Here is a 21,589-nt window from a genome sequence, read left to right on the forward strand (position 1 = left end):
CGGCCCGGACCGCAGGGCCCGAGTGGCCCCTTCCGTGGGCCGGTCGGCACATGCGCCGCCGGGGCACGGCGGCCGAGCCTGTACGCACAGGACATCCCGAACGCGCGACAGGAAGTGGGTGGGCGCCATGAAGGCAGCCGTCTTCCAGGGGCCGGGCAGGATCACCTGGAAGGACGTACCGGACCCGGGCGTCGCGGACCCCGGCGATGCGGTCGTCCGCGTGGACGTCGTCACCATCTGCGGTACCGACCTGCACATCCTGAAGGGGGACGTGCCGGAGGTGACCCCCGGCCGGGTGCTCGGCCACGAGGCGGTCGGCACCGTCGTCGAGACCGGCCGGGACGTGCGGACGGTACGGCCCGGGGACCGCGTCCTCGTCTCCTGCATCTCGTCCTGCGGCCGCTGCCGCTTCTGCCGCGAGGGCCGCTACGGGCAGTGCCGCGGCGGCGGGGGCTGGGTCCTCGGCCACCTCGTCGACGGCACGCAGGCGGAGTACGTCCGGGTGCCGTTCGCCGACCTGTCCGTGCACCCGCTGCCGAACACCGTCGACAGCCTCGACGCCGTCCTGCTCGCGGACATCTTCCCCACGGCCTACGAGGTGGGCGTGCTCAACGGCCGCGTCCAGCCCGCCGACACCGTCGTCGTGGTCGGCGCGGGCCCCATCGGCCTCGCCGCCATCACCACCGCCCGCTTCTACAGCCCTGGCCGGATCATCGCCGTCGACCTCGACGAGTCCCGGCTCGCCGCCGCCCGCAAGCTCGGCGCCGACGCCACGGTCACCGCCGCCGAAGGGCCGGAACAGCTGGTCCAGGACCTGACGGACGGACTGGGCGCCGATGTCGTCATGGAGGCCGTGGGCGTCCCGGCGACCTTCGAGCTGTGCACCCGGATGGTCCGGCCGGGCGGCCGCGTCGCCAACATCGGCGTGCACGGCAAGCCCGCCGAACTGCACCTCGAAGACCTGTGGATCAAGGACGTCACCATCACCACCGGCCTCGTGGACACCACCTCCACACCCATGCTGCTGCGCATGATGGCGGCCGGACGGCTGCCCGCCGCCGAACTGATCACCCACCGCTTCGAGCTGGGGCAGATGGAGGAGGCGTACGACGTCTTCGGCCGCGCGGCCGACACCGGTGCCGTCAAGGTCGCCCTCGGCGACCCGCAGCACACGGTCGTCCAGGTAGCCGACCCGCCGGCGTCCGGATGACCGGCCCGGCCGCCCCGCGGCCGCCGCACGCCGTCGTCCTCGACACCGACGGCGTGCTGCTCGACTCGGCCTCCGTGCACGCGGCGGCCTGGAAGACCGCGTTCGACGCCTGCCTCGACGTCTTGGACGGCCAGGCGCCGTTCGACGCGGACGCCGAGTACCGGCGCTTCGTCGACGGCAGACCGCGGTACGACGGCGCCGCGGCGTTCCTGGCCTCCCGCGGCCTGGACCTGCGCCCTGGGGAGCCCTCCGACCCGCCGGGCTGCGGCACCGTCTGGGCCGTCGCGGCCCGCAAGGAACAGGCGTTCCAGGACGTGCTCCACACTGTCACCGGCTTCGACGACGCCGCGGAGGCCCTGGCCGACCTGCGCTCCCTCGGCGTGCCTCGCGCCGCCGTGTCCGCCTCCCGGCACGCCCGGGACCTGCTCGCCGCCGCCGGACTCGACCGCCTGCTCACCGCCGTCGTCGACGGCACCGACTCCGCCCGGCTCGGCCTCCCCGGAAAGCCCGACCCCGCGCTCTTCCTGCACGCGGCCGGCGTCCTCGGCACCGGCCCCGGGGACACCGCGGTCGTCGAGGACGCCCTGGCCGGCGTACGCGCCGGGCGGCGCGGCGGCTTCGGCGTCGTCGCCGGCATCGACCGCACCCCGGACCGGCACGCCGGCCCGGCGCTGCGGGAGGCGGGCGCGACCCTGATCGTCCCCGACCTCACCACGCTGGTCCGGAGCGTCTGGGGCGAGCGCGGATGAGCACCGACCGGACCTGGGCCTACGAACGGTACGAGCCGGAGCGCGAGCGGCTGGTCGAAGCGCTCTGCACCCTCGGCAACGGCCGGTTCGCCACCCGGGGCTCCGCCCCCGAGTGCCCGGCCGGCACCGTCCACTACCCGGGCACCTACCTCGCCGGCTGCTACGACCGCCGCGCCTCGGTCGTCGCCGGTGAACGCGTCGAGAACGAGGACCTCGTCAACCTGCCCGACTGGACGCGGCTGCGCTACCGCCTCCGCCCGGACGAAGGGCCGCCCGGCGACTGGCTCACCCCCGATTCCGCGGAGCTCCGCCACTACGGCGTGCGGCTCGACCTGCGAGCCGGGACACTCACCCGGAGCCTGTACTTCCAGGACGGCGGCGGGCGGCGGCTGCGCGTCGTCCACACGCGGATCGTGCACATGGGGGACGCGCTGCTCGCGGGCCAGCGCACCCTGTTCCGCGCCTACGGCTGGAGCGGCGCGGTCGAGGTCGAGTCCGTCCTGGACGGAGCGGTCGTCAACGCCGGGGTGGAACGGTACCGGCACCTGGAGCAGCGGCATCTCACCGATCACCGCAGCGGGTTCGAGCCCGGCGGGGTCGCCTGGCTCACCTGCCGGACGACGGACCCCGGCAGCCGGCTCGCCCTCGCCGTCCGCACCGTCACGCGGCCGGAACGCCCCGCGCGGGAGGACGCCACCGCGACCGGCACCGTCCAGACGTACCGGCTGCCCCTCGCACCCCGCCGCCCCGCGAGCGTCGTGAAGACCCTGGCCCTGCACACCGCCGCCGACCGCCCCCCGGGCGATCCGCGCACCGCGGCCTGTGCCGACGCCGCCCGGGCCCCCGCCTTCCCCCGGCTCCTGGCCACCCACCGCGCGGCCTGGCAACGGCTCTGGGAACAGGGCGAGTTGGACGTCCCCGGGGACGCGGGCCGGATCCTGCGCCTGCACCTGTTCCACCTGCTGCAGACCCTCTCCCCGCACACCGCCGAACTCGACGTGGGCGTCCCGGCCCGCGGCCTGCACGGCGAGGCGTACCGCGGCCATGTCTTCTGGGACGAACTGTTCGTGCTGCCCTACCTCGAACTCCACTTCCCCGAAGTGGCCCGCTCGCTGCTGCGGTACCGCCACCGCCGGTTGCCGGCCGCGCGCGAGGCGGCCCTCCGGGCGGGTGGCCGGGGCGCCATGTTCCCCTGGCAGAGCGCCAGTTCGGGCCGGGAGGAGACGCAGGAGCTGCACCTCAACCCGCGCTCCGGACGCTGGCTCCCCGACCACTCGCATCTGCAGCGCCACGTGGGCTCCGCCATCGCGTACAACGTCTGGCGGTACGCGCAGGCCACCGGCGACCGCGGCTTCCTGCACGCCGAGGGCGCGGAGATCCTGCTGGAGATCGCCCGGTACTGGTCGGGGGCCGCCACCTTCGACGCGACCCTCGGGCGCTACCGGATCCGCGGGGTCGTCGGCCCCGACGAGTACCACGACGCCTACCCCGACGCCGCCCACCCCGGCGTCGACGACAACGCCTACACCAACGCCACCGCCGCCTGGGTGCTCGCTCGCGGCCTCGACCTGCTCGGCGAACTGTCCGAAGCCCGGCGCGCCGAGCTGACGGAGGAGCTGTCGCTCGACGACGGGGAACTGCAGCGCTGGGAGGACGTCTCCCGCCGCCTGTACCTGCCCTTCCACCACGGCGTGATCAGCCAGTTCGAGGGGTACGGGGAGCTGGCCGAACTCGACTGGGAGGGGTACCGGGACCGGTACGGGGACATCCGCCGGCTCGACCGGATCCTGGAGGCCGAGGGCGACACGGTCAACCGGTACCAGGCGTCGAAACAGGCCGACACCCTGATGCTCGGACACCTCTTCCGCGCCGCGGAGCTGCGGGCGCTGTTCGCCCGCCTCGGGTACGCGCTGGACGACGCGACCTGGAGCGCGACCGTCGCGTACCACCTGCGGCGCACCAGTCACGGCTCGACGCTCAGCAGCCTGGTCCACGGCTGGGTGCTGGCCCGCGAGCAGGGCGACGCGGCATGGGAGTACGTCCAGGAGGCGCTGCTCGGCGACGTGGCCGACCTCCAGGGCGGGACGACCGGCGAGGGCATCCACCTCGGGGCCATGGCCGGCACGGTGGACCTGGTCCAGCGCGGCATCACCGGCCTGGACGCCGGACCGGAGGGCCTGCGGGTGGCTCCCGTGGCGCTGAGCCGGCTGCCGCGCTTCTCGTTCACCCTCTGCTGCGGCGGACACCGGGGGGTGCGGCTGAGAGTGCTCCCCGGACGGTTGGGCGTCCACGTCCCGGCCTCCCCGAAGGGGCCGCTCGCCGTCGTCCTCCCCGGCGAGCGGCGGTTCACCGTCGCGCCCGGCGAAGAGCGCTGGTTCCGGCTGTGAACGGGGCGGACGGGCGCGCGCGGGGGCGCCGCCGAAAACCGGGACCGGGACCTTCGGCCCCGTCCTTGCCCCCGGCGGCCCTCCGGCCGCAGGCCGCCGGATGCCACCGTGGAACTGTCCCCACGGACCCCTCGGACCCGATGAGGAGCGACGATGGACGTCACCACCGGCCCCCGGGCCCTCGGCCGGGTGGCCGTCGGCGTCGACGGATCCCCGTCCGCACGGACGGCGGTGCTGTGGGCGGCGGCGGAGGCGGCCCTGCGGGGCTCCAGCCTGTGCCTGGTCCACGCCACGGACACCGACGGACTGAACCCGGCGCTCTTCCGGTCCGAGATCGACCACGGCCGGCGGACCGGCCGGGAACTGCTCGACCGGACCGCCGAAGCCGTCGCTGCCCGCCACCCCGGCCTGCTGGTCGTCCAGGAACTCAGCGGCGCCCCGCCCCCCGCCGGCCTGCTCGGCGCCGCCGCCCTGAGCGGCACGATCGTCGTGGGGCACCGGGGCCTCGGCGGGTTCTCCTCCCTGCTGCTCGGCTCGGTCGGCCTCGAGGTCGCCGCGGCCGCCACCATCCCGGTCGTCGTGGTGCGCGGCACCACGGAACCGTCCGACGACCGTGTCGTCCTGGCGGCGGTCCGGGACGAGAACGACCTCGGCTGCGCCCTCGCCGCCGCCCGCGAGGCGGCGCTCCGCAAGGCGCCGCTCCGGCTGCTGCACGTGTGGGGCACGGGCCCGGGTGCCGGGTCCCGTACGGAGCGGCGCAAGGGCGACGAGCAGAGCGCCCACGCCCATGTGCACCCGATGACCGTGCTGGCCGACCGGGTCCAGGAGGACTTCCCCGAGCTGACGGTGCACTGCGACGGCGAGAAGAGCCGCAGCGTGCCCGGCACCCTCGTCGAGGCGACGCACGGCGCCGCCCTGCTGGTCGTCGGCGGACGGCGATCGCCCGGCTACCTCGGTCCGACCCTCGGGCGGACCACGCTCACCCTGCTCCAGCACGCCCACTGCCCCGTGGAGCTCATCCCGCGGCACGGCCCAGGCCATGGGAGCACGTCATGATCCGTACGATCGAAGTCCACGGCGTCGCCGCCGGCGTCGCCCGCGAGGTCGTCGCCGGCTCGCCGGTCGAGGTGCTCGCGGACGCCTCCGAGCACGCCCTGGCCGTCGTCGTGGGCCACCGGGGCCAGGGCGGGTACACCGCGGGACGCGCGTCGGCTCCGTCGTCCACGGCCTGCCGCACCGCGCCCGCTGCCCCGTGATCACCGTGCCCGCGGAGTGAGTCCTCCCGACCCGCCCGGCGCCGCCGGGCGGGTCGGGACAGGACCGCGTCGGACAACCGGGCTACGGTGAAGAGCGCGACGGGGCGTCGTCCGTACGCCCGGCCGCGACCGGAGGCTTCGATGGGCGGGGAGGAGAGCGCATCCCCCGACGCGCGGCTGCCGCGGCTCCGTCTGGACGAACTGCTCGACGAGCTCCAGGCCCGCATCGACGAGGTACGGGGTACCCGGGACCGGCTCAACGGGCTCCTCGAGGCCGTCATGTCCGTCGGCCGGGAACTGGACCTGCCGCAGGTGCTGCGCGGCATCGTGGAGGCGGCGGTGAGCCTCGTCGACGCCGAGTACGGAGCGCTGGGCGTCATCGGCGAGGACCGCAGGCTCTCCGAGTTCGTGCCCGTCGGCATCGCGGACGAGGTGCGCGAGCGGATCGGCGACCTGCCGTCGGGGCACGGGCTCCTCGGCGAGCTGATCCGCAACCCGAAGCCGCTGCGCCTCGCCGAGCTGGCCGACCACCCGGCCTCGTACGGCTTTCCCGCCCACCATCCGCCGATGCACTCGTTCCTCGGCGTTCCCATCCGGGTCCGGGACGAGGTCTTCGGCAATCTGTACCTGACCGAGAAGCGCGGCGGCGCCGACTTCGACGCCGAGGACGAGGCGGTGGTGACGACCCTGTCCGTCGCGGCCGGTGTCGCCGTCGAGAACGCCCGCCTCTTCGAGGAGGGCCGGCTGCGGCAGCGCTGGCTGGCCGCCAACGCCGACCTCACCAGCGCCCTGCTCTCCGGCACGACCGAGGCGGAGGTCCTCGACGGGATGCTGGAGCAGGCGGTGGACATCGCCGGGGCCGACCTGGGGGTCTTCTACCTGGTCGGGCCGGGCGGCGAACTGCGGGGCTCGCTGGCGCACGGCGAGGGCGCCGATGCGCACCGCGGCGTCGTCCTGCCCGGCAGCGAGGGAACCCTGGCCGCGGCGGCGCTCGCCCAGGAGGGCCTGGTGACGGTGGCGGACGTCGAGCACGACGCGCGGGTCACCGTGCAGCCGGAGCGCTGGCGGGGATTCGGGCCCGCGGTGGCGGTCACGGTCGGCACGAAGGAGCGGCTGAGCGGCGTGCTGATCCTCGTACGGAGGCACGGCCGGCCGCCCTTCACCGGCGCGGAGAGCACCGCGCTGCCCGGATTCGCCGGGCAGGCGGCGCTGGCCCTCGAACTGGCCGACCGGCGCCGCGACGCGGAGCAGGTCAGCCTCCTCGAGGACCGCGACCGGATCGCCCGCGATCTGCACGACCTGGCGATCCAGCGGCTGTTCGCCACCGGCATGACGCTGCAGAGCGCCCGCCGGTTCGTCGATCACCCCGAGGCGGTGGACCGGCTGACCAGGGCGATCGACGACCTGGACGCCACCATCAAGATCATCCGCTCGACCATCTTCGGCCTCCGCGAGCGGGACGCCTCGGGCGCGGCGCCGAAGCTCAGGACCCGCGTGGTGAGGGCCGTCGACGCGGCCGCCGCCACCCTCGGCTTCGCGCCCGCGCTGCGCATGGAGGGTCTGCTCGACACCGACGTACCGCCGGACGCGGCCGACGAGGTCATCGCGGTCGTCGGCGAGGCCCTCACCAACGTCGCCCGGCACGCCCGGGCCCGCCGGGCGGAGGTCTCGGTGGCCGTCGCGCACGACGTTCTGTCCGTGACGGTCACCGACGACGGCACGGGCATCCCCCCGGGCGCCGCCCGCAGTGGTCTGCGGAACATGGCCGAACGAGCGGAACGCCTGAGCGGAGACCTGACCGTCCACGCCCGCCCGGAAGGCGGCACGCTGCTGGAGTGGCGCGTCCCGCTCGCCGACGACCGGGGCTGAGCGCCTGGCGTCCGGGGGAAGGCTGACGTGGGGGCTCGGCGTGAGCCGCTACGTCGCGGTGCCGTGGCCCTGCTCGCGCTCGCGTGCGTGTTCGTGGGCCTGGGCCGCGATGACGGCGGCCTGGACGCGGCGTTCGACCCCGAGTTTGCCGAGGAGGCGGGAGATGTGGTTCTTGACCGTCTTCTCCGACAGGTACAGCCGCTCGGCGATCTGCCGGTTGGTGAGGCCCTCGCCGATCAGGTCGAGCACCGACCGCTCCCGCTCCGACAGCGCGGCCAGGCGCTCGTCCTCCGGCTCCTTCGCCCCCTCGGGGTCCCGCAGCGAGTGCATCAGCCGTGCGGTGGTCGCCGGGTCGAGCATCGACTGGCCCGTGGCCACGGTCCGGATCGCGGAGACCAGGTCGGAACCCTTGATCTGCTTCAGGACGTACCCCGCCGCCCCCGCCATGATCGCGTCGAACAGGGCGTCCTCGTCGTCGAACGAGGTCAGCATCAGACAGGCCAGACCGGGCATCCGCGAGCGCAGCTCCCGGCACACGGAGATCCCGTCGCCGTCCGGCAGCCGTACGTCGAGCACGGCCACGTCGGGGCGCAGGGCCGGGCCCCTGGCCAGTGCCTGGTCCGCCGTGCCCGCCTCCCCGACCACCTGCAGGTCGGCCTCGTCGTCGATGAGATCGCGCAGCCCCCGGCGGACGACCTCGTGGTCGTCCACGAGGAAGACCCGCGTGGGTGCGCCCGCTGCCGGCGGATCGGTCATGGCTGCCCCTGTGGTCGGTGGCTGTGTGCCCGCTCCTGAGAATTGTCCGTCCGGCCGGCCGCCGCCGTCACATGGTGTGCGGCACCCGGGGCTTCACCGGCGGAGGTGGGCGAGGACCGCGAGGACCCGCCGGTTGTCGTCGGCGGACGGCTCGATCCCGAGCTTCCCGAAGATGCCCGCGGTGTGTTTGGCGACCGCGCTCTCGCTGATGTGCAGGGTGTGGGCGATCGCCGCGTTCGACCGGCCCTCGGCCATCAGCTTCAGGACGTCGTGCTCGCGCGGCGTCAGCGGCGCGGTGTTCCCGCGGGCCTCGCCGCGCGCCAGCAGCCGGGCCACGACCTGCGGGTCGAGGACGGTGCCGCCCGCCGCGACCGTCCGTACCGCGTCGACGAACTGCGCCGTGTGTGTCACCCGGTCCTTCAGGAGGTAGCCGACCGCCCCCTCCCCGCCGGCCAGCAGCTCCTGTGCGTACAGCTGGTCGACGTACTGGGACAGGATCAGCACCGGCAGCCCCGGCCGCTCCCGGCGCGCCTCCAGCGCGGCGCGCAGGCCCTCGTCGGAGAAGCCCGGCGGCAGCCGGACGTCGATCACGGCCACGTCCGGCCGCTCCTCCCGCAGCGCCCGCACCAGTGCCGGGTGGTTGTCCACGGCGGCGACCACCTCGAAGCCGTGCTCCTCGAGGGTCCGGGTCAGCCCGTCCCGGAGCAGGAAGAGGTCTTCGGCGAGGACGACGCGCACGGTATCTCCAGGGTCGCGAGGGTGGGTCCGCCCGGGGGACTGTCCAGGGCGAGGGTTCCGTCGAAGGCGCGCAGCCGACGCCGTACGCCCGCCAGCCCGCCGCCGTCGGGCGAGGCCGCCGCCCCGCCCCGGCCGTCGTCGGTGACGCCGATCCGCAGCACGCCGTCGCGGTGGCCGAGCGCGACGCGGACCTCCCGGGCGCCGGAGTGCTTCGCCGCGTTGGCGAGCAGCTCGGCGACCGCGAAGTACGCGGCGGACTCCACGGCCGCCGGGAGCCGCCCGGTCGGCAGGGCGACGTCCACGTGGACGTCCAGGAAGCTGTCGAGCGCCAGCGAGCGCACGGCGTCGCCGAGCCCCCGGTCGGCGAGCACCGGCGGCAGGATGCCGTGCACCAGCTCCCGCAGGTCCTGCAGGGCCCGCTCCGAGGCGGCCCGCACCTCGACGAGGAGCGCCCGGGCGGCCGCCGGATCGCTGTCGAGGAGCCGGGTCGCCTCCTCCAGCGTCATCCCGAGCGCCACCAGGCGGGCCTGCGCCCCGTCGTGCAAGTCCCGTTCGATGCGCTGCAGTTCGGCGGCCTGGACGTCGAGCGCGTCGGCCCGGGTGCCGGTGAGGTGGTCGATGCGGCGGACGAGCTCGGTCGTGTACGGCGGGGCGAGCAGCCGCCCGCTCCAGTGGGCGTGGGCCGCCAGCGTCCACGGCGCGAGGACCACCCCGGCCGCTACGAACCCGAGGCCGAGGAGCAGCGCGGCCAGCATCGTGGCGGGGGAGCCGACGGGCACGAAGGCGTACCAGTTGCCGTCGCCGAGCAGTCGCCACACGAAGGGCTGCACGAGCGCGCCGAACACCCCGTACCAGAACAGGGCCAGCGGCACCGCGACGAGCAGCCCGCCCGTCAGCGGCTCGCACCACGCCCAGCGCAGATCGCGCCAGAAGCCCGCGTCGCCGAGGACCGCCCTGGCCGTGCGGGGGAGCGGCTCGGGCGGGCTGACGGCCACGCCCGACCAGCGGGCGGCCCGGGCGCGCTGCCGGTCGGAGCGGCCGCGCAGGGCCGCCGCGGCGGACGGCAGGAGCAGGAGGCCGAGGCCCACGGGCAGCAGGAGCAGCGCGCCCACCACGAGTCCGCCGTACAGGGGGAGGACGAGGGCGTCCAGGGAGTGCCGCTGGCACCGCCCGAGGGCCGTCCAGGCCCCCCGTGCTCTCCCCACCGGTCGTTCCCCCATGTCAGAGCGTGCTCCGTCGCGTCGCCGCGATCGTAACCCCCGGGTCGCGTACGCCCGTTCGCGCCCTGCGCGCCGCCACCGCCCACGCCACGGCGACGACCAGGCACGCGCCCCCGAACAGCAGCATCGGGACCACCGCGCCGGACTCCTCGTCCATGAAGAGCAGCATCCCCAGGTTGACCAGGGCGTGGAAGCCGCCCGCGAGCAGCAGCCGGCCGCTCCGGATCCGCTCCAGCGCGAGCCCGAGGACCACGGACATCGAGACGGTCGCCGCCAGGAACCCCGCCGCGTACGCCGGCGCCTGCGCGAACACCCCCACGTGCCACACGCCCCACACCGCGCCCACCAGCACCGAGGCGGTGACCGGCCCGAAGCGGGTGCGCAGCAGCGGCTGCAGCAGACACCGCCAGCCGATCTCCTCCCCGCAGGCGCCCACGAACTGCGCCACCACGACGAGGGCGAAGGGATGCGCGAGGGACCGCGGATCCGTGACGACGGCGCTCCCGTGCACCCACCCGTACGCCCCCGCCGACAGCGCGATGATCAGCGGCGCCGTCAGCAGCAGCCACCGGGCGGCCCGCCCCGGGCTTGCCGCCCTTCGAGCCGACAGCGCCCCGGCCGCCCCCCGAGCCGACAGCGCCCCGGTCGCCCCCTGAGCCGGCAGCGCCCCGGCCAGCCGCCGCCGGATCCGAGAGGGCCACAGCAGCGCCACCACGAGGACCGCCGCCGCGGGCCCGAACTGCGTCAGCTGGACCACCTCGGGCGGAATCCCCGTCGCCGGCTGCACGGCCCCCAGAAGCCCCGCCGCCACGAACGCGACGGCGAGGAACACCCCCGCCTCCGCCTTCCAGCCCCGACCCCGTCCCCATCCCCGTACCCGCATGCCGCGGCCTCCCCGTCGCTCGGTTCCGTTTCCGTCCCCGACGACTCTGCCGCCGGGCGCGGGCCCGGTCCCTGGGGCCGGCTACCCGACCGGGGTGTATCCAGGTGCAGGACAGGGCTTGACCGATGAGCCGGGGCATCGTAGTTTCAACCAAAACCGACTCGTGAGTTGTCGAAAGGAGGCGATGTCGGATGTCGATCTTCTCCGACCTGAATCGCCTCGCTCACCGGGCCGCCTGGGTCCCGGGTCGTGTAGCACACGGCTGCTAGCCAGCCTTCTTCCGGCGTGCCCTCTTGCGGCCCCGGCTTCTTTTGATTTCTTTCTCCGCCTGGGGCGCGTCGTGCACCCCGACGTGCGCTCCGACTTTCTTCGCGCTGCGCAACCGAAACAGAAGGCCCCTGACATGACAGGTAGGACAATGGGATCGACAATGCATCGAAATGGGGATATGTCATGGTAGGGGCGCGACTGACAGTCAACGGCGAGGACGCTCCGATCGCACCGTGTGCCCCCCACACGACGGTGCTGGACTTCCTGCGCGAGCGTGGCCTCACCGGCACCAAGGAAGGCTGTGCCGAGGGCGAGTGCGGCGCCTGTTCGGTCCTGGTGGCCCGTCCGGGCGTGAACAAGCCCACCGACTGGGTGGCGGTCAACGCCTGCCTGGTCCCGGTCGCCTCGCTGGACGGCCAGGAGGTCGTCACCGCCGAGGGCCTCGCCACCGTCGGCGAGCCCGGCACGCCGGCCACGCTGCACCCGGTGCAGGAGGAGATGGCGGTCCGCGGCGGCTCCCAGTGCGGTTACTGCACGCCCGGATTCATCTGCAGCATGGCCTCCGAGTACTACCGGCCCGACCGCTGTGCGCACGACGAGGGCGCTGTGGCCGACCACGCCGAGGGTGACGCCGAGCACGGCCCGAACGGCTTCGACCTGCACTCCCTGAGCGGAAACCTCTGCCGCTGCACCGGCTACCGCCCGATCCGCGACGCCGCGTTCGCCGTCGGTGAGCCCGCCGACGAGGACCCGCTGGCGCAGCGCCGCGAGCAGGCCCCGCCCGCCGCGGTCGCCACCGAGTACACCCGGGACGACAGCACGTTCCTGCGCCGGAACACCCTGGCCGAGACGCTGCAGGTGCTGCGCGAGCGGCCCGAGGCGGTGGTCGTCGCCGGCTCCACCGACTTCGGCGTCGAGGTCAACATCCGTTCCCGCAGGGCGGAGTGCGTGGTCGCCATCGACCGGCTGCCCGAACTGCGCGAGCTGCGCGTCGAGTCCGACCACATCGAGATCGGCGCGGCGCTGACGCTCACCGAGATCGAGCGCCGTCTCGACGGTGAAGTCCCGCTGCTCGCCGAGCTGTTCCCGCAGTTCGCCTCCCGCCTCATCCGCAACAGCGGAACCCTCGGCGGCAACCTGGGCACCGGCTCGCCCATCGGCGACAGCCCGCCGGTGCTTCTCGCGCTCGAGGCGTCGCTGGTGCTCGCCGACGCCGACGGCGAGCGCGTGGTCCCGCTGGCGGAGTACTTCACCGGCTACCGGCAGAGCGTGCGCCGCCCCGACGAGCTGATCCGCTCGGTGCGCATCCCGCTGCCGCTGGCGCCCGTCACCGCCTTCCACAAGATCGCCAAGCGGCGCTTCGACGACATCTCCAGCGTCGCCGTCGCCTTCGCGCTCGACATCGAGGACGGCATCGTCCGCAAGGCGCGGATCGGCCTGGGCGGCGTGGCCGCCACCCCGATCCGTTCCCTCGCCACCGAGGAGGCCCTGGAGGGCAGGCCCTGGTCGGCGGAGACCGTCGAGGCCGCGGCCCGCGTGCTGCGGGGTGAGGGCACGCCGATGAGCGATCACCGCGCGAGCTCCCTCTACCGTTCCGCGATGCTCGGCCAGAGCCTGCTGAAGCTGTACGCACAGACCACCGAGGCGGTGTCGTCATGAGTCATCTGTCCGAGCGTCCCGAGAAGCCCGCAGTCGGCGTCCCGCTGCCGCACGAGAGTGCCTACCAGCACGTCACCGGCACCGCGCTGTACACCGACGACCTGGTCCAGCGCACCAAGGACGTCCTGCACCTGTACCCGGTCCAGGTCATGAAGGCGCGCGGCCGGATCACCGCGCTGCGCACCGAGCCCGCGCTCGCCGTGCCCGGCGTGGTGCGCGTGCTGACCGGCGCCGACGTGCCCGGCGAGAACGACGCCGGCATGAAGCACGACGAGCCGCTCTTCCCCGACGAGGTCATGTTCCACGGCCACGCGGTCGCCTGGGTGCTCGGCGAGACCCTGGAGGCGGCCCGGCTGGGTGCGGCGGCCGTCGAGGTGGAGCTCGAGGAACTGCCCTCCCTGGTCACGCTGCAGGACGCCATGGCGGCCGAGAGCTACCACGGCGCCCGGCCTCTGATGGTGCACGGCGACATCGACGCCGGTTTCGCCGACTCGGCGCACGTGCTCACCGGCGAGTTCCAGTTCGCCGGCCAGGAGCACTTCTACCTCGAGACCCACGCGGCGCTGGCCCTGGTCGACGAGAACGAGCAGATCTTCATCCAGAGCAGCACCCAGCACCCGTCCGAGACGCAGGAGATCGTCTCGCACGTGCTCGGCGTGCCGGCCAACGAGATCACCGTGCAGTGCCTGCGCATGGGCGGGGGCTTCGGCGGCAAGGAGATGCAGCCGCACGGGTTCGCGGCCATCGCCGCGCTCGGCGCCAAGCTGACCGGCCGCCCGGTCCGGTTCCGGCTCAACCGGACCCAGGACCTGACCATGTCCGGCAAGCGCCACGGGTTCCACGCCCGGTGGAAGATCGGCTTCGACGCCGAGGGCCGTATCCAGGCCCTCGACGCCACCCTGGTCGCCGACGGCGGCTGGAGCCTGGACCTGTCCGAGCCGGTCCTCGCCCGCGCGCTGTGCCATATCGACAACACGTACTGGATCCCCAACGCGCGCGTCGCCGGCCTCATCGCCAAGACCAACACGGTCTCCAACACCGCCTTCCGCGGCTTCGGCGGCCCGCAGGGCATGCTGGTGATCGAGGACATCCTGGGCCGCTGCGCACCGCAGCTCGGCCTGGACCCGATGGAGCTGCGCGAGCGCAACTTCTACCAGCCGGGCCAGGGTCAGACGACGCCGTACGGTCAGCCGGTCACGCAGGCCGAGCGCATCTCCACCGTCTGGCAGCAGGTGCAGGAGAACGGCGGCGTCGCCGACCGGAAGCGCGAGATCGCCGCGTTCAACGCCGCGCACCCGCACACCAAGCGGGCGCTCGCGATCACCGGCATCAAGTTCGGCATCTCGTTCAACCTCACCGCCTTCAACCAGGGCGGCGCGCTGGTGCTGATCTACAAGGACGGCTCCGTCCTGATCAACCACGGCGGCACCGAGATGGGCCAGGGCCTGCACACCAAGATGATCCAGGTGGCCGCGACCACCCTCGGCATCCCGCTGCACAAGGTCCGGCTGGCCCCGACCCGTACCGACAAGGTGCCCAACACCTCCGCCACCGCGGCCAGTTCCGGTGCGGACCTGAACGGCGGGGCGATCAAGAACGCCTGTGAGCAGCTGCGCGAGCGGCTGCTGCAGGTCGCCTCGTCCCAGCTGGGCGGGAACGCGTCGGACGTGCGCATCGTCGAGGGCGTCGCGCGCGTCCTGGGCAGCGACAAGGAGCTGGCCTGGGACGACCTGGTGCGCACCGCGTACTTCCAGCGCGTCCAGCTGTCGGCGTCCGGCTACTACCGGACCGAGGGACTCCACTGGGACGCGAAGTCGTTCCGGGGCACCCCGTTCAAGTACTTCGCCTACGGCGCCGCGGCGACCGAGGTGGAGGTCGACGGCTTCACCGGTGCGTACCGCATCCGCCGCGTGGACATCGTGCACGACGTCGGCGAGAGCCTCTCCCCGATGATCGACATCGGTCAGGTCGAGGGCGGTTTCGTGCAGGGCGCGGGCTGGCTGACGCTGGAGGACCTGCGCTGGGACACCAGCGACGGCCCGAACCGCGGCCGGCTCCAGACGCAGGCGGCGAGCACGTACAAGCTGCCGAGCTTCTCGGAGATGCCCGAGGAGTTCCACGTCACCCTGCTGGAGAACGCCACCGAGGAGGGCGCGGTGTACGGCTCCAAGGCGGTCGGCGAGCCTCCGCTGATGCTGGCGTTCTCGGTGCGCGAGGCGCTGCGGCAGGCCGCCGCGGCGTTCGGGCCCGCGGGCACCAGCGTGGACCTGGCGTCGCCCGCGACGCCGGAGGCCGTGTACTGGGCGATCGAGGCCGCCCGCGGTGGGGACGCGCAGAGCAGCGAGGTCCCCGCAGTCGCAAGCGCACTGAGCCATGCCTGACATGCCCTGGGTCGCCGCGGTCGCGCGGTTGCGGGCTCGCCGGGAACCCGGCGTGCTCGTGACCGTCGCGACCGTGCGCGGCCACGCGCCTCGCAAGGCCGGGGCCAAGCTGGTCGTGGGACGGTCCGAGTCCTGGGGCTCGATCGGCGGTGGCAACATCGAGGCCGTCGCGATCGACCGGGCGCGTGAGCTGATGGAGAAGTCCGAACCGGAGCCGGAGCTGATGGACTTCGCCCTCAACGACAAGGTCACCGGCCGGCACGGCGTGCAGTGCTGCGGCGGCGCCGTCTCGGTGCTCCTTGAGCCGCTGCCGGTGGTTCCGGCGGTGGCGATCTTCGGCATCGGGCACGTCGGACTGGAACTGGCGCGCATCCTGGCCCGCCACAACATCGATCTGCACCTGATCGACACCCGCCCCGACATGCTCACCGACGAACGGCTCGGCGTGCTCGGGGACGCTATGGCGCAGATCCACGTGCACCACACCCCGCTGCTTCCCGAGGAGGTGCTGGAGGAGCTGGCGCCCGGCACCCACGTCCTGATCATGACCCACGACCACGCGGAGGACGCCGCCCTGTGTGACGCCGCGCTGCGTACCGACGGTCTGGGCTCGATCGGACTGATCGGCTCGGCGGCCAAGTGGACGCGCTTCCGGCACCGTCTGTCCACCGAGGGCGGCCACGACGCCGCCACCATCGACCGGATCAAGACCCCGATCGGACTCCCCGGCATCGCCGGCAAGGAGCCCGCCACGATCGCGGTGAGCGTCGCGGCCGACCTCCTGGTGGCCTTCGAACGCGACGTCCGTTGACGCGGCGACGGCTCCCCGGGTGAGCAGGGACCGCCGCCGCGGGGGACGGGACTAGGGGGTGTCTGACAATTCCCCGCGGCGTCGCGACGCCCGGCACGCACGCTCGCCGCGTTGCCGGAAAGCCCTAGTAGCTCCGCTACGAGGGCTCTCCGGCGCCTTGCGATCGCACGCACCGGACGCCGCTCCTTCTTCCACGGGGAATTGTCAGACACCCCCTAGCAGCCGGAGTCGGCGATCACGTAGTAGCCGGGGGAGGTCTCCTTCAGGGTGTGGGTCTCGAACGTGTTGTACAGGCCCATGTCCTGACCGGAGCCGACGGCGTACACGCGGCCCAGCGAGTGCGTGGCGCGGCCGGCGGCGACCTGCCGGTAGTTGTCGGCCGTGTAGCACTGCGGGACCGCGCCGGTCGTGGTCGCGGTCACCTCGGCGGAGCGCGCGCCCGCCTTCCCGGTGCCGTCGACGGCGGCGACGGCGTACCGGTACGTGGCGCCGGACGCGAGGCCGGTGTCCGTCACGGACGTGGCCGACGGGGTGCCGACCTGGGTGCCGTCGCGGTACAGGCGGTAGGAGGCGGCGCCGTCGACGGCGTTCCAGCCCAGGGAGACGGACGTGTCGGCGGTCGCGGTCACGGAGAGCCCTGCGGGAGCGGGCAGCGCGGGGTCCTCGCCGCCGTCACCGGGCTCGTCCAGGCCCCAGAACCGACCGATCGCGTACGAGGCGCAGATGTCCGTGTCCGGCAGGTACTGGCTCGACGTGCCGCACTGGGCGGCGCCGGTGCCGGGGTCGACCGGCTGGCCGTGCGGCATGCCCGTGATGGAGTACGACTCGACCACGTTCTTGCCGGAGCCGTCGCGGTAGACCTTGTGCGGGTAGCCCTGCACCGAGTCGCTGACCTCGGCGGTGGTGTCCGTGCCGTGCACGTTCGTCCACTGCTCGACGATCTCGGTCATGTTCATCGGGTTGACGGTGGTGTCACTCGTGCCGTGCCACACCGACATCGTGGGGTACTTCCCGGAGTACGCCGGGTACGCCGCCCGGACCTTGTCGCCCCACTGCTGCGCGGTGTTGTTCTTGCCGGGGCTCATGCAGCCGAACCCCGCCACCACGTCACGCGCACAGTCGAAGGGGATGCCGGCGACCACCGCGGCACCGGCGAAGACGTCCGGGTACGCGGCCGCCATGACCGACGTCATCGCGCCGCCCGCGGACAGACCGGAGACGTAGACCCGGGAGGCGTCCGTGTCGTGGTCGGCCGCCATCCTGTCGACCATCTGCCTGATGGACAGCGCCTCGCCCTGGCCGCGGGAGAAGTCGCCGGACTGGAACCAGTTGAAGCACCTGTTGGCGTTGTTCGCCTGCGGCTGCTGCGGCACCAGCAGGGCGAACCTCCACTCGTCGGCCCACTTCGTCCAGCCGGTCTCGGCGTCGTAGGCCGCCGCGTTCTGGGTGCAGCCGTGCAGCGCGACCACCAGCGGCCGGCCGGCCGGCAGATCGTCCGGGACGTAGCGGAACATCTGGAGACTGCCGGGGTTGGAGCCGAAGCCGGTGACCTCGGAGAGGCTCGCGGCCTGCGCGGGGGTCGCGGTGACGCCCGCGAGTACGGTCATCACGGTCAGCGCGAACGCCGCCAGGGACGCGCGCAGCGAGCGTGGGGCTCTCGCGGCGGCGAACCGTCGGTTCAGTGACGTACGAAGGTGCATCAGATCGCCTCGTCGCTAGCGTGGGTGGGGGACGGGGCCTCGATGTCCGGTGGGGCCGGACACCACTGCGCTGCCCCGAGTTGACCGGGAAGTTACGGCGGTTCCCATCACCGGGGACATGGCGACGCACCCCACTACCCACCCGCGCCCATGTCGTCCGCATCCCTTGCCCGCCACCGGGCGGTGTGGCGACGCGCGCGCACGAGACCGCCGCCGATGGCGCCTCCGCCGTGGCGCGGGTACGCCCCGGCCGACCGCTAGACCGAGGACGGCATGTTCTGTTCCGCCCAGACCACCTTGCCGGTGACCGTGCGGGACGAACCCCAGCGGCGGCACAGCATGTTGATGAGCTGAAGGCCCCGTCCGCCCTCGTCGCTGAGGTCCGCGTGCTGGATCTGGGGCAGGTCGGGGCCGGTGTCCGACACCTCCACGACGAGGCGCTCCCCGCGCAGCAGCCGCAGCTCGCCGGGACCGTTCCCGTAGCGCAGTGCGTTGCCGACCAGCTCGGAGACGACGAGCTCGGAGACGTCGGCGAGTTCCTCGAGCCCCCATGCGGCGAGCTGGCCGGTGACGAGACCACGGGCGGCCGAGGCGGCCCGGCCGTCCTGCGGCAGCTCCCACACCCGCAGGTCCCCGGCCGGGAGCACGGCGCTCGTGGCGACGAGGAGCACCGCCTCGTCGAACCGGGCGGCGCCGACCGGGGCGCGCTCCACCAGACCGCCCTTCTCCAGCGACCCGGGCGGCAGGCTCAGCGCCGCCGCACGGAGCCGGTCCAGCTGGGCGTCCACGTCCTCGTCCCGGGACTTGATCAGACCGTCCGTGTACATGACCAGGTGGGCGCCGTCCGGGACGCGCAGCCGCAGCGGGTCGTACGGGATCACCCCCGCGCCCAGGGGCGCCCCGGTCGGCACCGGGACGAAGTCGGCGGCGCCCCGCCCGTCGAGGAGCAGCGGCGGCAGGTGCCCGGCGCTCGCCAGCGTGTAGGAGGAGTCGGCGGGGTCGTAGACCGCGCAGAGGCAGGTGGCGACCTGTTCGTCCTCCAGGTCGCGGGTGGCCAGGTCGAGCCGCGCCAGGATCCGCTCGGGGGCCATGTCCAGGGTCATCAGCGTGCGGGCCACCGTCCGCAGGCGCCCCATCGTGGCGGCGGCGGGCAGTCCGTGCCCCATCACGTCACCCACCATCAGGGCCGTCCGCCCGCCGGGCAGGGCCATCACGTCGTACCAGTCCCCGCCCACGCCGTGATGCGCTGCCGCGGGCGCGTACTCGGAGTGCACCAGCAGGCCCGGCGTCGCCGGGGTGACGCGCGGCAGCAGGGAGCGCTGCAAGGAGACGACGTGCTCGCGCTCGCGCCCGTACAGGCGCGCGTTGTCGATGAAGACCGCCGCCTTGGAGGCGAGCTGCTCCGCCAGCGCCAGGTCGGTGGTGGAGAACGGCGGGGTTCCGCGGCCGCGCACGAAGTCCGCGCTGCCGAGCAGCAGCCCGCGGGCGATCAGGGGCACGGCCAGGTAGCTGTGCACGCCGGCGGCACGCATCTGCGCGGCGGCGCTCGCGGTGGGCGCGACGCGGATGAAGTCGTCGTCGCGCATCCGGCTCAGCAGCACCGGCTTGCCCTGCCGCAGGACGTACCGGTGGAGCAGCGTCTCGTGCGGCTGCTCGGCGTGCACGAAGGTCTCGCCCACCGGGGTCGGCTCCAGGGTGGAGAGCTCCTCGATGGCGCACAGCGCCGTGGCCCGCATCGGCGGGATGCCCGGTTCGGTCCACCGGGAGCCCTCGTCGCCCCGCAGGACGCTCTCGAGGATGTCCACGGCCGCCCCGTCGGCGAAACGGGGCACGGTGAACTCGGCGAGCTCCTGCGCGGTGCGCTCCAGGTCCAGGGTGGTGCCGATGCGGGAGCTGGCGGAATTCAGCCAGGCGAGACGGCTGCGGGTGGTGAACCGGTCCGGCGGCAGGACGCCTCGGCTCCGGCGGAACCGCACGTTCGCGCCGGCCGAGCGTCGTCGCGCGGGGTCCCGCCCGGCGGAGCCCCGGCTGGGCAGGCGCCGTCTGCCACTGCCGTCGTTCACTCTTTCGGCCCCCAACAGGACTCGACGCCTCTTGGTGCCCAGTGTGCACCGGAAACGGCCGCGGCGCCTCCAGGTACCCCTACTCGATTCGGATCACCTGTTCAGGGACTGTGCCCCGGCGCCTGTTGCTCGCTCTACTGGTCTGGCTCCCGGATTCGACTCCCCCGATCCGAAGCCCCGATTCCCCGACTCTCCTGACGAGGTGATGAGTGTTGGCGACCGACCGGTACGGTCACGACCTGTACAACGGCACATCAGAGGCGGCCGCGCATCTGGACCGTGCCGTGGAGGACCTGCTCTTCTTCCGCCCCGCGGTGGCCGAGGCGGTCGACGACCTCCTCGCGGCCGCCCCTGCCGCACCGGTCGCGCAGGCGTTCGCGGGGTACCTGGGTGTGCTCGGCACGGAGCCGGAGGACGCCGCAGCGGCACGGCGGCGCTTCGAGGACTTCGCCTCCGGCCTCGACCGTACCGGGCTGCCCCCGCGGGAGCGCCTGCACACGGCCGCCGCCGAGAGCCTGCTCGCGGGCGATCTACGGCGCGGGAGCGCGCTCCTGGAGGAGCTGACCGTGGCGTACCCGCGCGACGCGCTCGCGCTCTTCGTCGGGCACCAGCTGGACTTCCTCACCGGTGACGCCCTGCGCCTGCGGGACAGGATCGGCGGCGCGCTGTCCGCCTGGGAGGAGGACGACCCGCACTGGGGCCCGCTCCTGGGCATGTACGCCTTCGGCCTGGAGGAGTCCGGGCACTACACCCACGCCCGGGAGACGGGTTCCGCCGCGGTCGAGCGGAACCGCCACGATGTCTGGGCCATCCACGCCGTCGTCCACACCTACGAGATGCAGGGCCGCTTCGCCGAGGGCATCGCCTTCCTCGACGCCCGCACCGGCGACTGGTCCGCCGGCAACTTCCTGACGGTCCACAACTGGTGGCACTACGCGCTCTACGCCCTGGAGGCGGGCCGGACCGACACCGCGCTCGGCATCTACGACGCGGCCCTGCACAACGAGGAGTCCAGGGGCCTGGCGATGGAACTTCTCGACGCGGCGGCCATGTTGTGGCGGTTCCATCTCGCGGGCTCTGACCAGACCCGCCGCTGGGAGGCCCTCGCGGACGCCTGGGCGGCCCGTGCCGATCCGCCCTTCTACGCCTTCAACGACGTCCACGCGGTCATGGCCTACGTCGGCGCCGGGCGCGTCGCGGACGCGGAACGGCTGATCGCCGACCGCCGGCGCTGGCTGGCGGAGCCGGACACGCGGACCCTCACCAACCACGCGATGACGGCGACCGTGGGCCTTCCCGTGTGCGAGGCACTGGTCGCCCACGCCGCGGGGGACCACGACACCGTCGTGGAACTGCTGTGGCCGCTGCGCCGCCGGCTCCACGAGTTCGGCGGCAGCCACGCACAGCGGGACGCACTCCAGAAGACCCTCCTGGAGGCTGCCCTGAGGTCCGGGCGGCACGACATGGCCCGGGTCCTGATCAGCGAACGGACCGCGCTGCGCCCGGACAGCCCGTACAACTGGCTGACCAGGGCCCGCCTGGCGGACTCCCTGGGCGACGCCGCCCGCGCGGCCGTGGCCCGCGACCGCGCAGCCGCCCTGGGCCGCACCGGTGACCTCACGACCACCAGCCTCTGA

The 21,589-nt window shown here is 73.7% G+C and carries 16 protein-coding genes; 10 read left to right on the forward strand and 6 right to left on the reverse strand.

Features of this window, described 5'->3' with window-relative positions:
* Positions 1 to 127: 127 nt before the first annotated feature.
* From ABZO31_RS31115 to ABZO31_RS31140, 6 genes are all read left to right on the forward strand, one after another.
* Entirely contained in the window at positions 128 to 1,210 is a 1,083-nt protein-coding gene (locus ABZO31_RS31115; RefSeq protein ID WP_406864665.1) for a zinc-dependent alcohol dehydrogenase family protein, read from the forward strand.
* The gene (locus tag ABZO31_RS31120) at positions 1,207 to 1,959 is read left to right on the forward strand and encodes an HAD family hydrolase (protein WP_406864666.1); all 753 of its coding nucleotides are present in this window, start codon (positions 1,207 to 1,209) and stop codon (positions 1,957 to 1,959) included. The genes ABZO31_RS31115 and ABZO31_RS31120 overlap by 4 nt, the downstream gene beginning before the upstream one ends.
* The gene (locus tag ABZO31_RS31125; RefSeq protein WP_406864667.1) at positions 1,956 to 4,346 is read left to right on the forward strand and encodes a glycoside hydrolase family 65 protein; all 2,391 of its coding nucleotides are present in this window, start codon (positions 1,956 to 1,958) and stop codon (positions 4,344 to 4,346) included. Before ABZO31_RS31120 ends, ABZO31_RS31125 begins: the two co-directional genes overlap by 4 nt.
* A gap of 153 nt (positions 4,347 to 4,499) precedes the next feature.
* A complete protein-coding gene (locus ABZO31_RS31130; RefSeq protein ID WP_406864668.1) occupies positions 4,500 to 5,402 on the forward strand; it encodes a universal stress protein in 903 nt (300 codons plus the stop codon).
* Complete coding sequence (locus ABZO31_RS31135) at positions 5,399 to 5,602, forward strand: hypothetical protein (protein ID WP_406864669.1); 204 nt, start codon at positions 5,399 to 5,401, stop codon at positions 5,600 to 5,602. The genes ABZO31_RS31130 and ABZO31_RS31135 overlap by 4 nt, the downstream gene beginning before the upstream one ends.
* A gap of 141 nt (positions 5,603 to 5,743) precedes the next feature.
* Entirely contained in the window at positions 5,744 to 7,471 is a 1,728-nt protein-coding gene (locus ABZO31_RS31140; RefSeq protein ID WP_406864671.1) for a GAF domain-containing protein, read from the forward strand.
* A 48-nt stretch (positions 7,472 to 7,519) separates the two neighbouring features.
* On the opposite strand, the gene ABZO31_RS31145 is transcribed toward ABZO31_RS31140, so the two are convergent.
* The 4 genes from ABZO31_RS31145 to ABZO31_RS31160 all read right to left on the reverse strand — a co-directional run bounded on the left by ABZO31_RS31145 (position 7,520) and on the right by ABZO31_RS31160 (position 11,068).
* Complete coding sequence (locus ABZO31_RS31145) at positions 7,520 to 8,227, reverse strand: response regulator (RefSeq protein ID WP_406864672.1); 708 nt, start codon at positions 8,225 to 8,227, stop codon at positions 7,520 to 7,522.
* A 93-nt stretch (positions 8,228 to 8,320) separates the two neighbouring features.
* A complete protein-coding gene (locus tag ABZO31_RS31150) occupies positions 8,321 to 8,965 on the reverse strand; it encodes a response regulator (RefSeq protein WP_406864673.1) in 645 nt (214 codons plus the stop codon).
* Positions 8,917 to 10,170 carry a sensor histidine kinase gene (locus ABZO31_RS31155; protein ID WP_406864674.1) on the reverse strand — a complete coding sequence of 418 codons (1,254 nt, stop codon included), beginning with the start codon at positions 10,168 to 10,170 and terminating at the stop codon, positions 8,917 to 8,919. Before ABZO31_RS31155 ends, ABZO31_RS31150 begins: the two co-directional genes overlap by 49 nt.
* Before the next feature lie 16 nt (positions 10,171 to 10,186).
* Positions 10,187 to 11,068 (reverse strand): CPBP family intramembrane glutamic endopeptidase, encoded by an 882-nt coding sequence (locus tag ABZO31_RS31160; protein WP_406864675.1) that lies wholly within the window; start codon positions 11,066 to 11,068, stop codon positions 10,187 to 10,189.
* Positions 11,069 to 11,521: 453 nt separating this feature from the next.
* Here ABZO31_RS31160 and ABZO31_RS31165 point away from each other — a divergent pair, with 453 nt between their 5' ends.
* The 3 genes from ABZO31_RS31165 to xdhC are packed head-to-tail and all read left to right on the forward strand — an operon-like array spanning position 11,522 to position 16,189.
* A complete protein-coding gene (locus ABZO31_RS31165; RefSeq protein ID WP_406864676.1) occupies positions 11,522 to 12,997 on the forward strand; it encodes a xanthine dehydrogenase small subunit in 1,476 nt (491 codons plus the stop codon).
* Complete coding sequence (xdhB, locus tag ABZO31_RS31170; RefSeq protein WP_406864677.1) at positions 12,994 to 15,378, forward strand: xanthine dehydrogenase molybdopterin binding subunit; 2,385 nt, start codon at positions 12,994 to 12,996, stop codon at positions 15,376 to 15,378. The genes ABZO31_RS31165 and xdhB overlap by 4 nt, the downstream gene beginning before the upstream one ends.
* 1 nt (position 15,379) lies before the next feature.
* A complete protein-coding gene (gene xdhC, locus ABZO31_RS31175; RefSeq protein ID WP_406865535.1) occupies positions 15,380 to 16,189 on the forward strand; it encodes a xanthine dehydrogenase accessory protein XdhC in 810 nt (269 codons plus the stop codon).
* A 215-nt stretch (positions 16,190 to 16,404) separates the two neighbouring features.
* Here xdhC and ABZO31_RS31180 read toward each other — a convergent pair whose 3' ends face one another.
* Together ABZO31_RS31180 and ABZO31_RS31185 are read right to left on the reverse strand one after the other, a co-directional pair.
* A complete protein-coding gene (locus tag ABZO31_RS31180) occupies positions 16,405 to 17,796 on the reverse strand; it encodes an alpha/beta hydrolase family esterase (protein ID WP_406865536.1) in 1,392 nt (463 codons plus the stop codon).
* 350 nt (positions 17,797 to 18,146) lie between these two features.
* Positions 18,147 to 19,952: an ATP-binding SpoIIE family protein phosphatase gene (locus ABZO31_RS31185; protein ID WP_406864678.1), complete on the reverse strand. Its 1,806-nt coding sequence runs from the start codon at positions 19,950 to 19,952 to the stop codon at positions 18,147 to 18,149.
* A gap of 212 nt (positions 19,953 to 20,164) precedes the next feature.
* Here ABZO31_RS31185 and ABZO31_RS31190 point away from each other — a divergent pair, with 212 nt between their 5' ends.
* Positions 20,165 to 21,589, forward strand: a complete 1,425-nt coding sequence (locus tag ABZO31_RS31190; RefSeq protein WP_406864679.1) for a tetratricopeptide repeat protein — start codon at positions 20,165 to 20,167, stop codon at positions 21,587 to 21,589.

This window comes from Streptomyces solicamelliae, assembly GCF_045348655.1.
In the GTDB taxonomy this organism is placed as follows: Bacteria; Actinomycetota; Actinomycetes; order Streptomycetales; family Streptomycetaceae; genus Streptomyces; species Streptomyces solicamelliae.

Excerpts from the sequence above, each read along its gene's own strand:
- ABZO31_RS31115 (WP_406864665.1), top strand. The coding sequence starts at position 128 with ATGAAGGCAGCCGTCTTCCAGGGGCCGGGCAGGATCACCTGGAAGGAC.
- ABZO31_RS31120 (WP_406864666.1), top strand. The coding sequence starts at position 1,207 with ATGACCGGCCCGGCCGCCCCGCGGCCGCCGCACGCCGTCGTCCTCGAC.
- ABZO31_RS31125 (WP_406864667.1), top strand. The coding sequence starts at position 1,956 with ATGAGCACCGACCGGACCTGGGCCTACGAACGGTACGAGCCGGAGCGC.
- ABZO31_RS31130 (WP_406864668.1), top strand. The coding sequence starts at position 4,500 with ATGGACGTCACCACCGGCCCCCGGGCCCTCGGCCGGGTGGCCGTCGGC.
- ABZO31_RS31135 (WP_406864669.1), top strand. The coding sequence starts at position 5,399 with ATGATCCGTACGATCGAAGTCCACGGCGTCGCCGCCGGCGTCGCCCGC.
- ABZO31_RS31140 (WP_406864671.1), top strand. The coding sequence starts at position 5,744 with ATGGGCGGGGAGGAGAGCGCATCCCCCGACGCGCGGCTGCCGCGGCTC.
- ABZO31_RS31145 (WP_406864672.1), bottom strand. The coding sequence starts at position 8,227 with ATGACCGATCCGCCGGCAGCGGGCGCACCCACGCGGGTCTTCCTCGTG.
- ABZO31_RS31160 (WP_406864675.1), bottom strand. The coding sequence starts at position 11,068 with ATGCGGGTACGGGGATGGGGACGGGGTCGGGGCTGGAAGGCGGAGGCG.
- ABZO31_RS31165 (WP_406864676.1), top strand. The coding sequence starts at position 11,522 with ATGGTAGGGGCGCGACTGACAGTCAACGGCGAGGACGCTCCGATCGCA.
- xdhB (WP_406864677.1), top strand. The coding sequence starts at position 12,994 with ATGAGTCATCTGTCCGAGCGTCCCGAGAAGCCCGCAGTCGGCGTCCCG.
- xdhC (WP_406865535.1), top strand. The coding sequence starts at position 15,380 with ATGCCCTGGGTCGCCGCGGTCGCGCGGTTGCGGGCTCGCCGGGAACCC.
- ABZO31_RS31180 (WP_406865536.1), bottom strand. The coding sequence starts at position 17,796 with ATGACCGTACTCGCGGGCGTCACCGCGACCCCCGCGCAGGCCGCGAGC.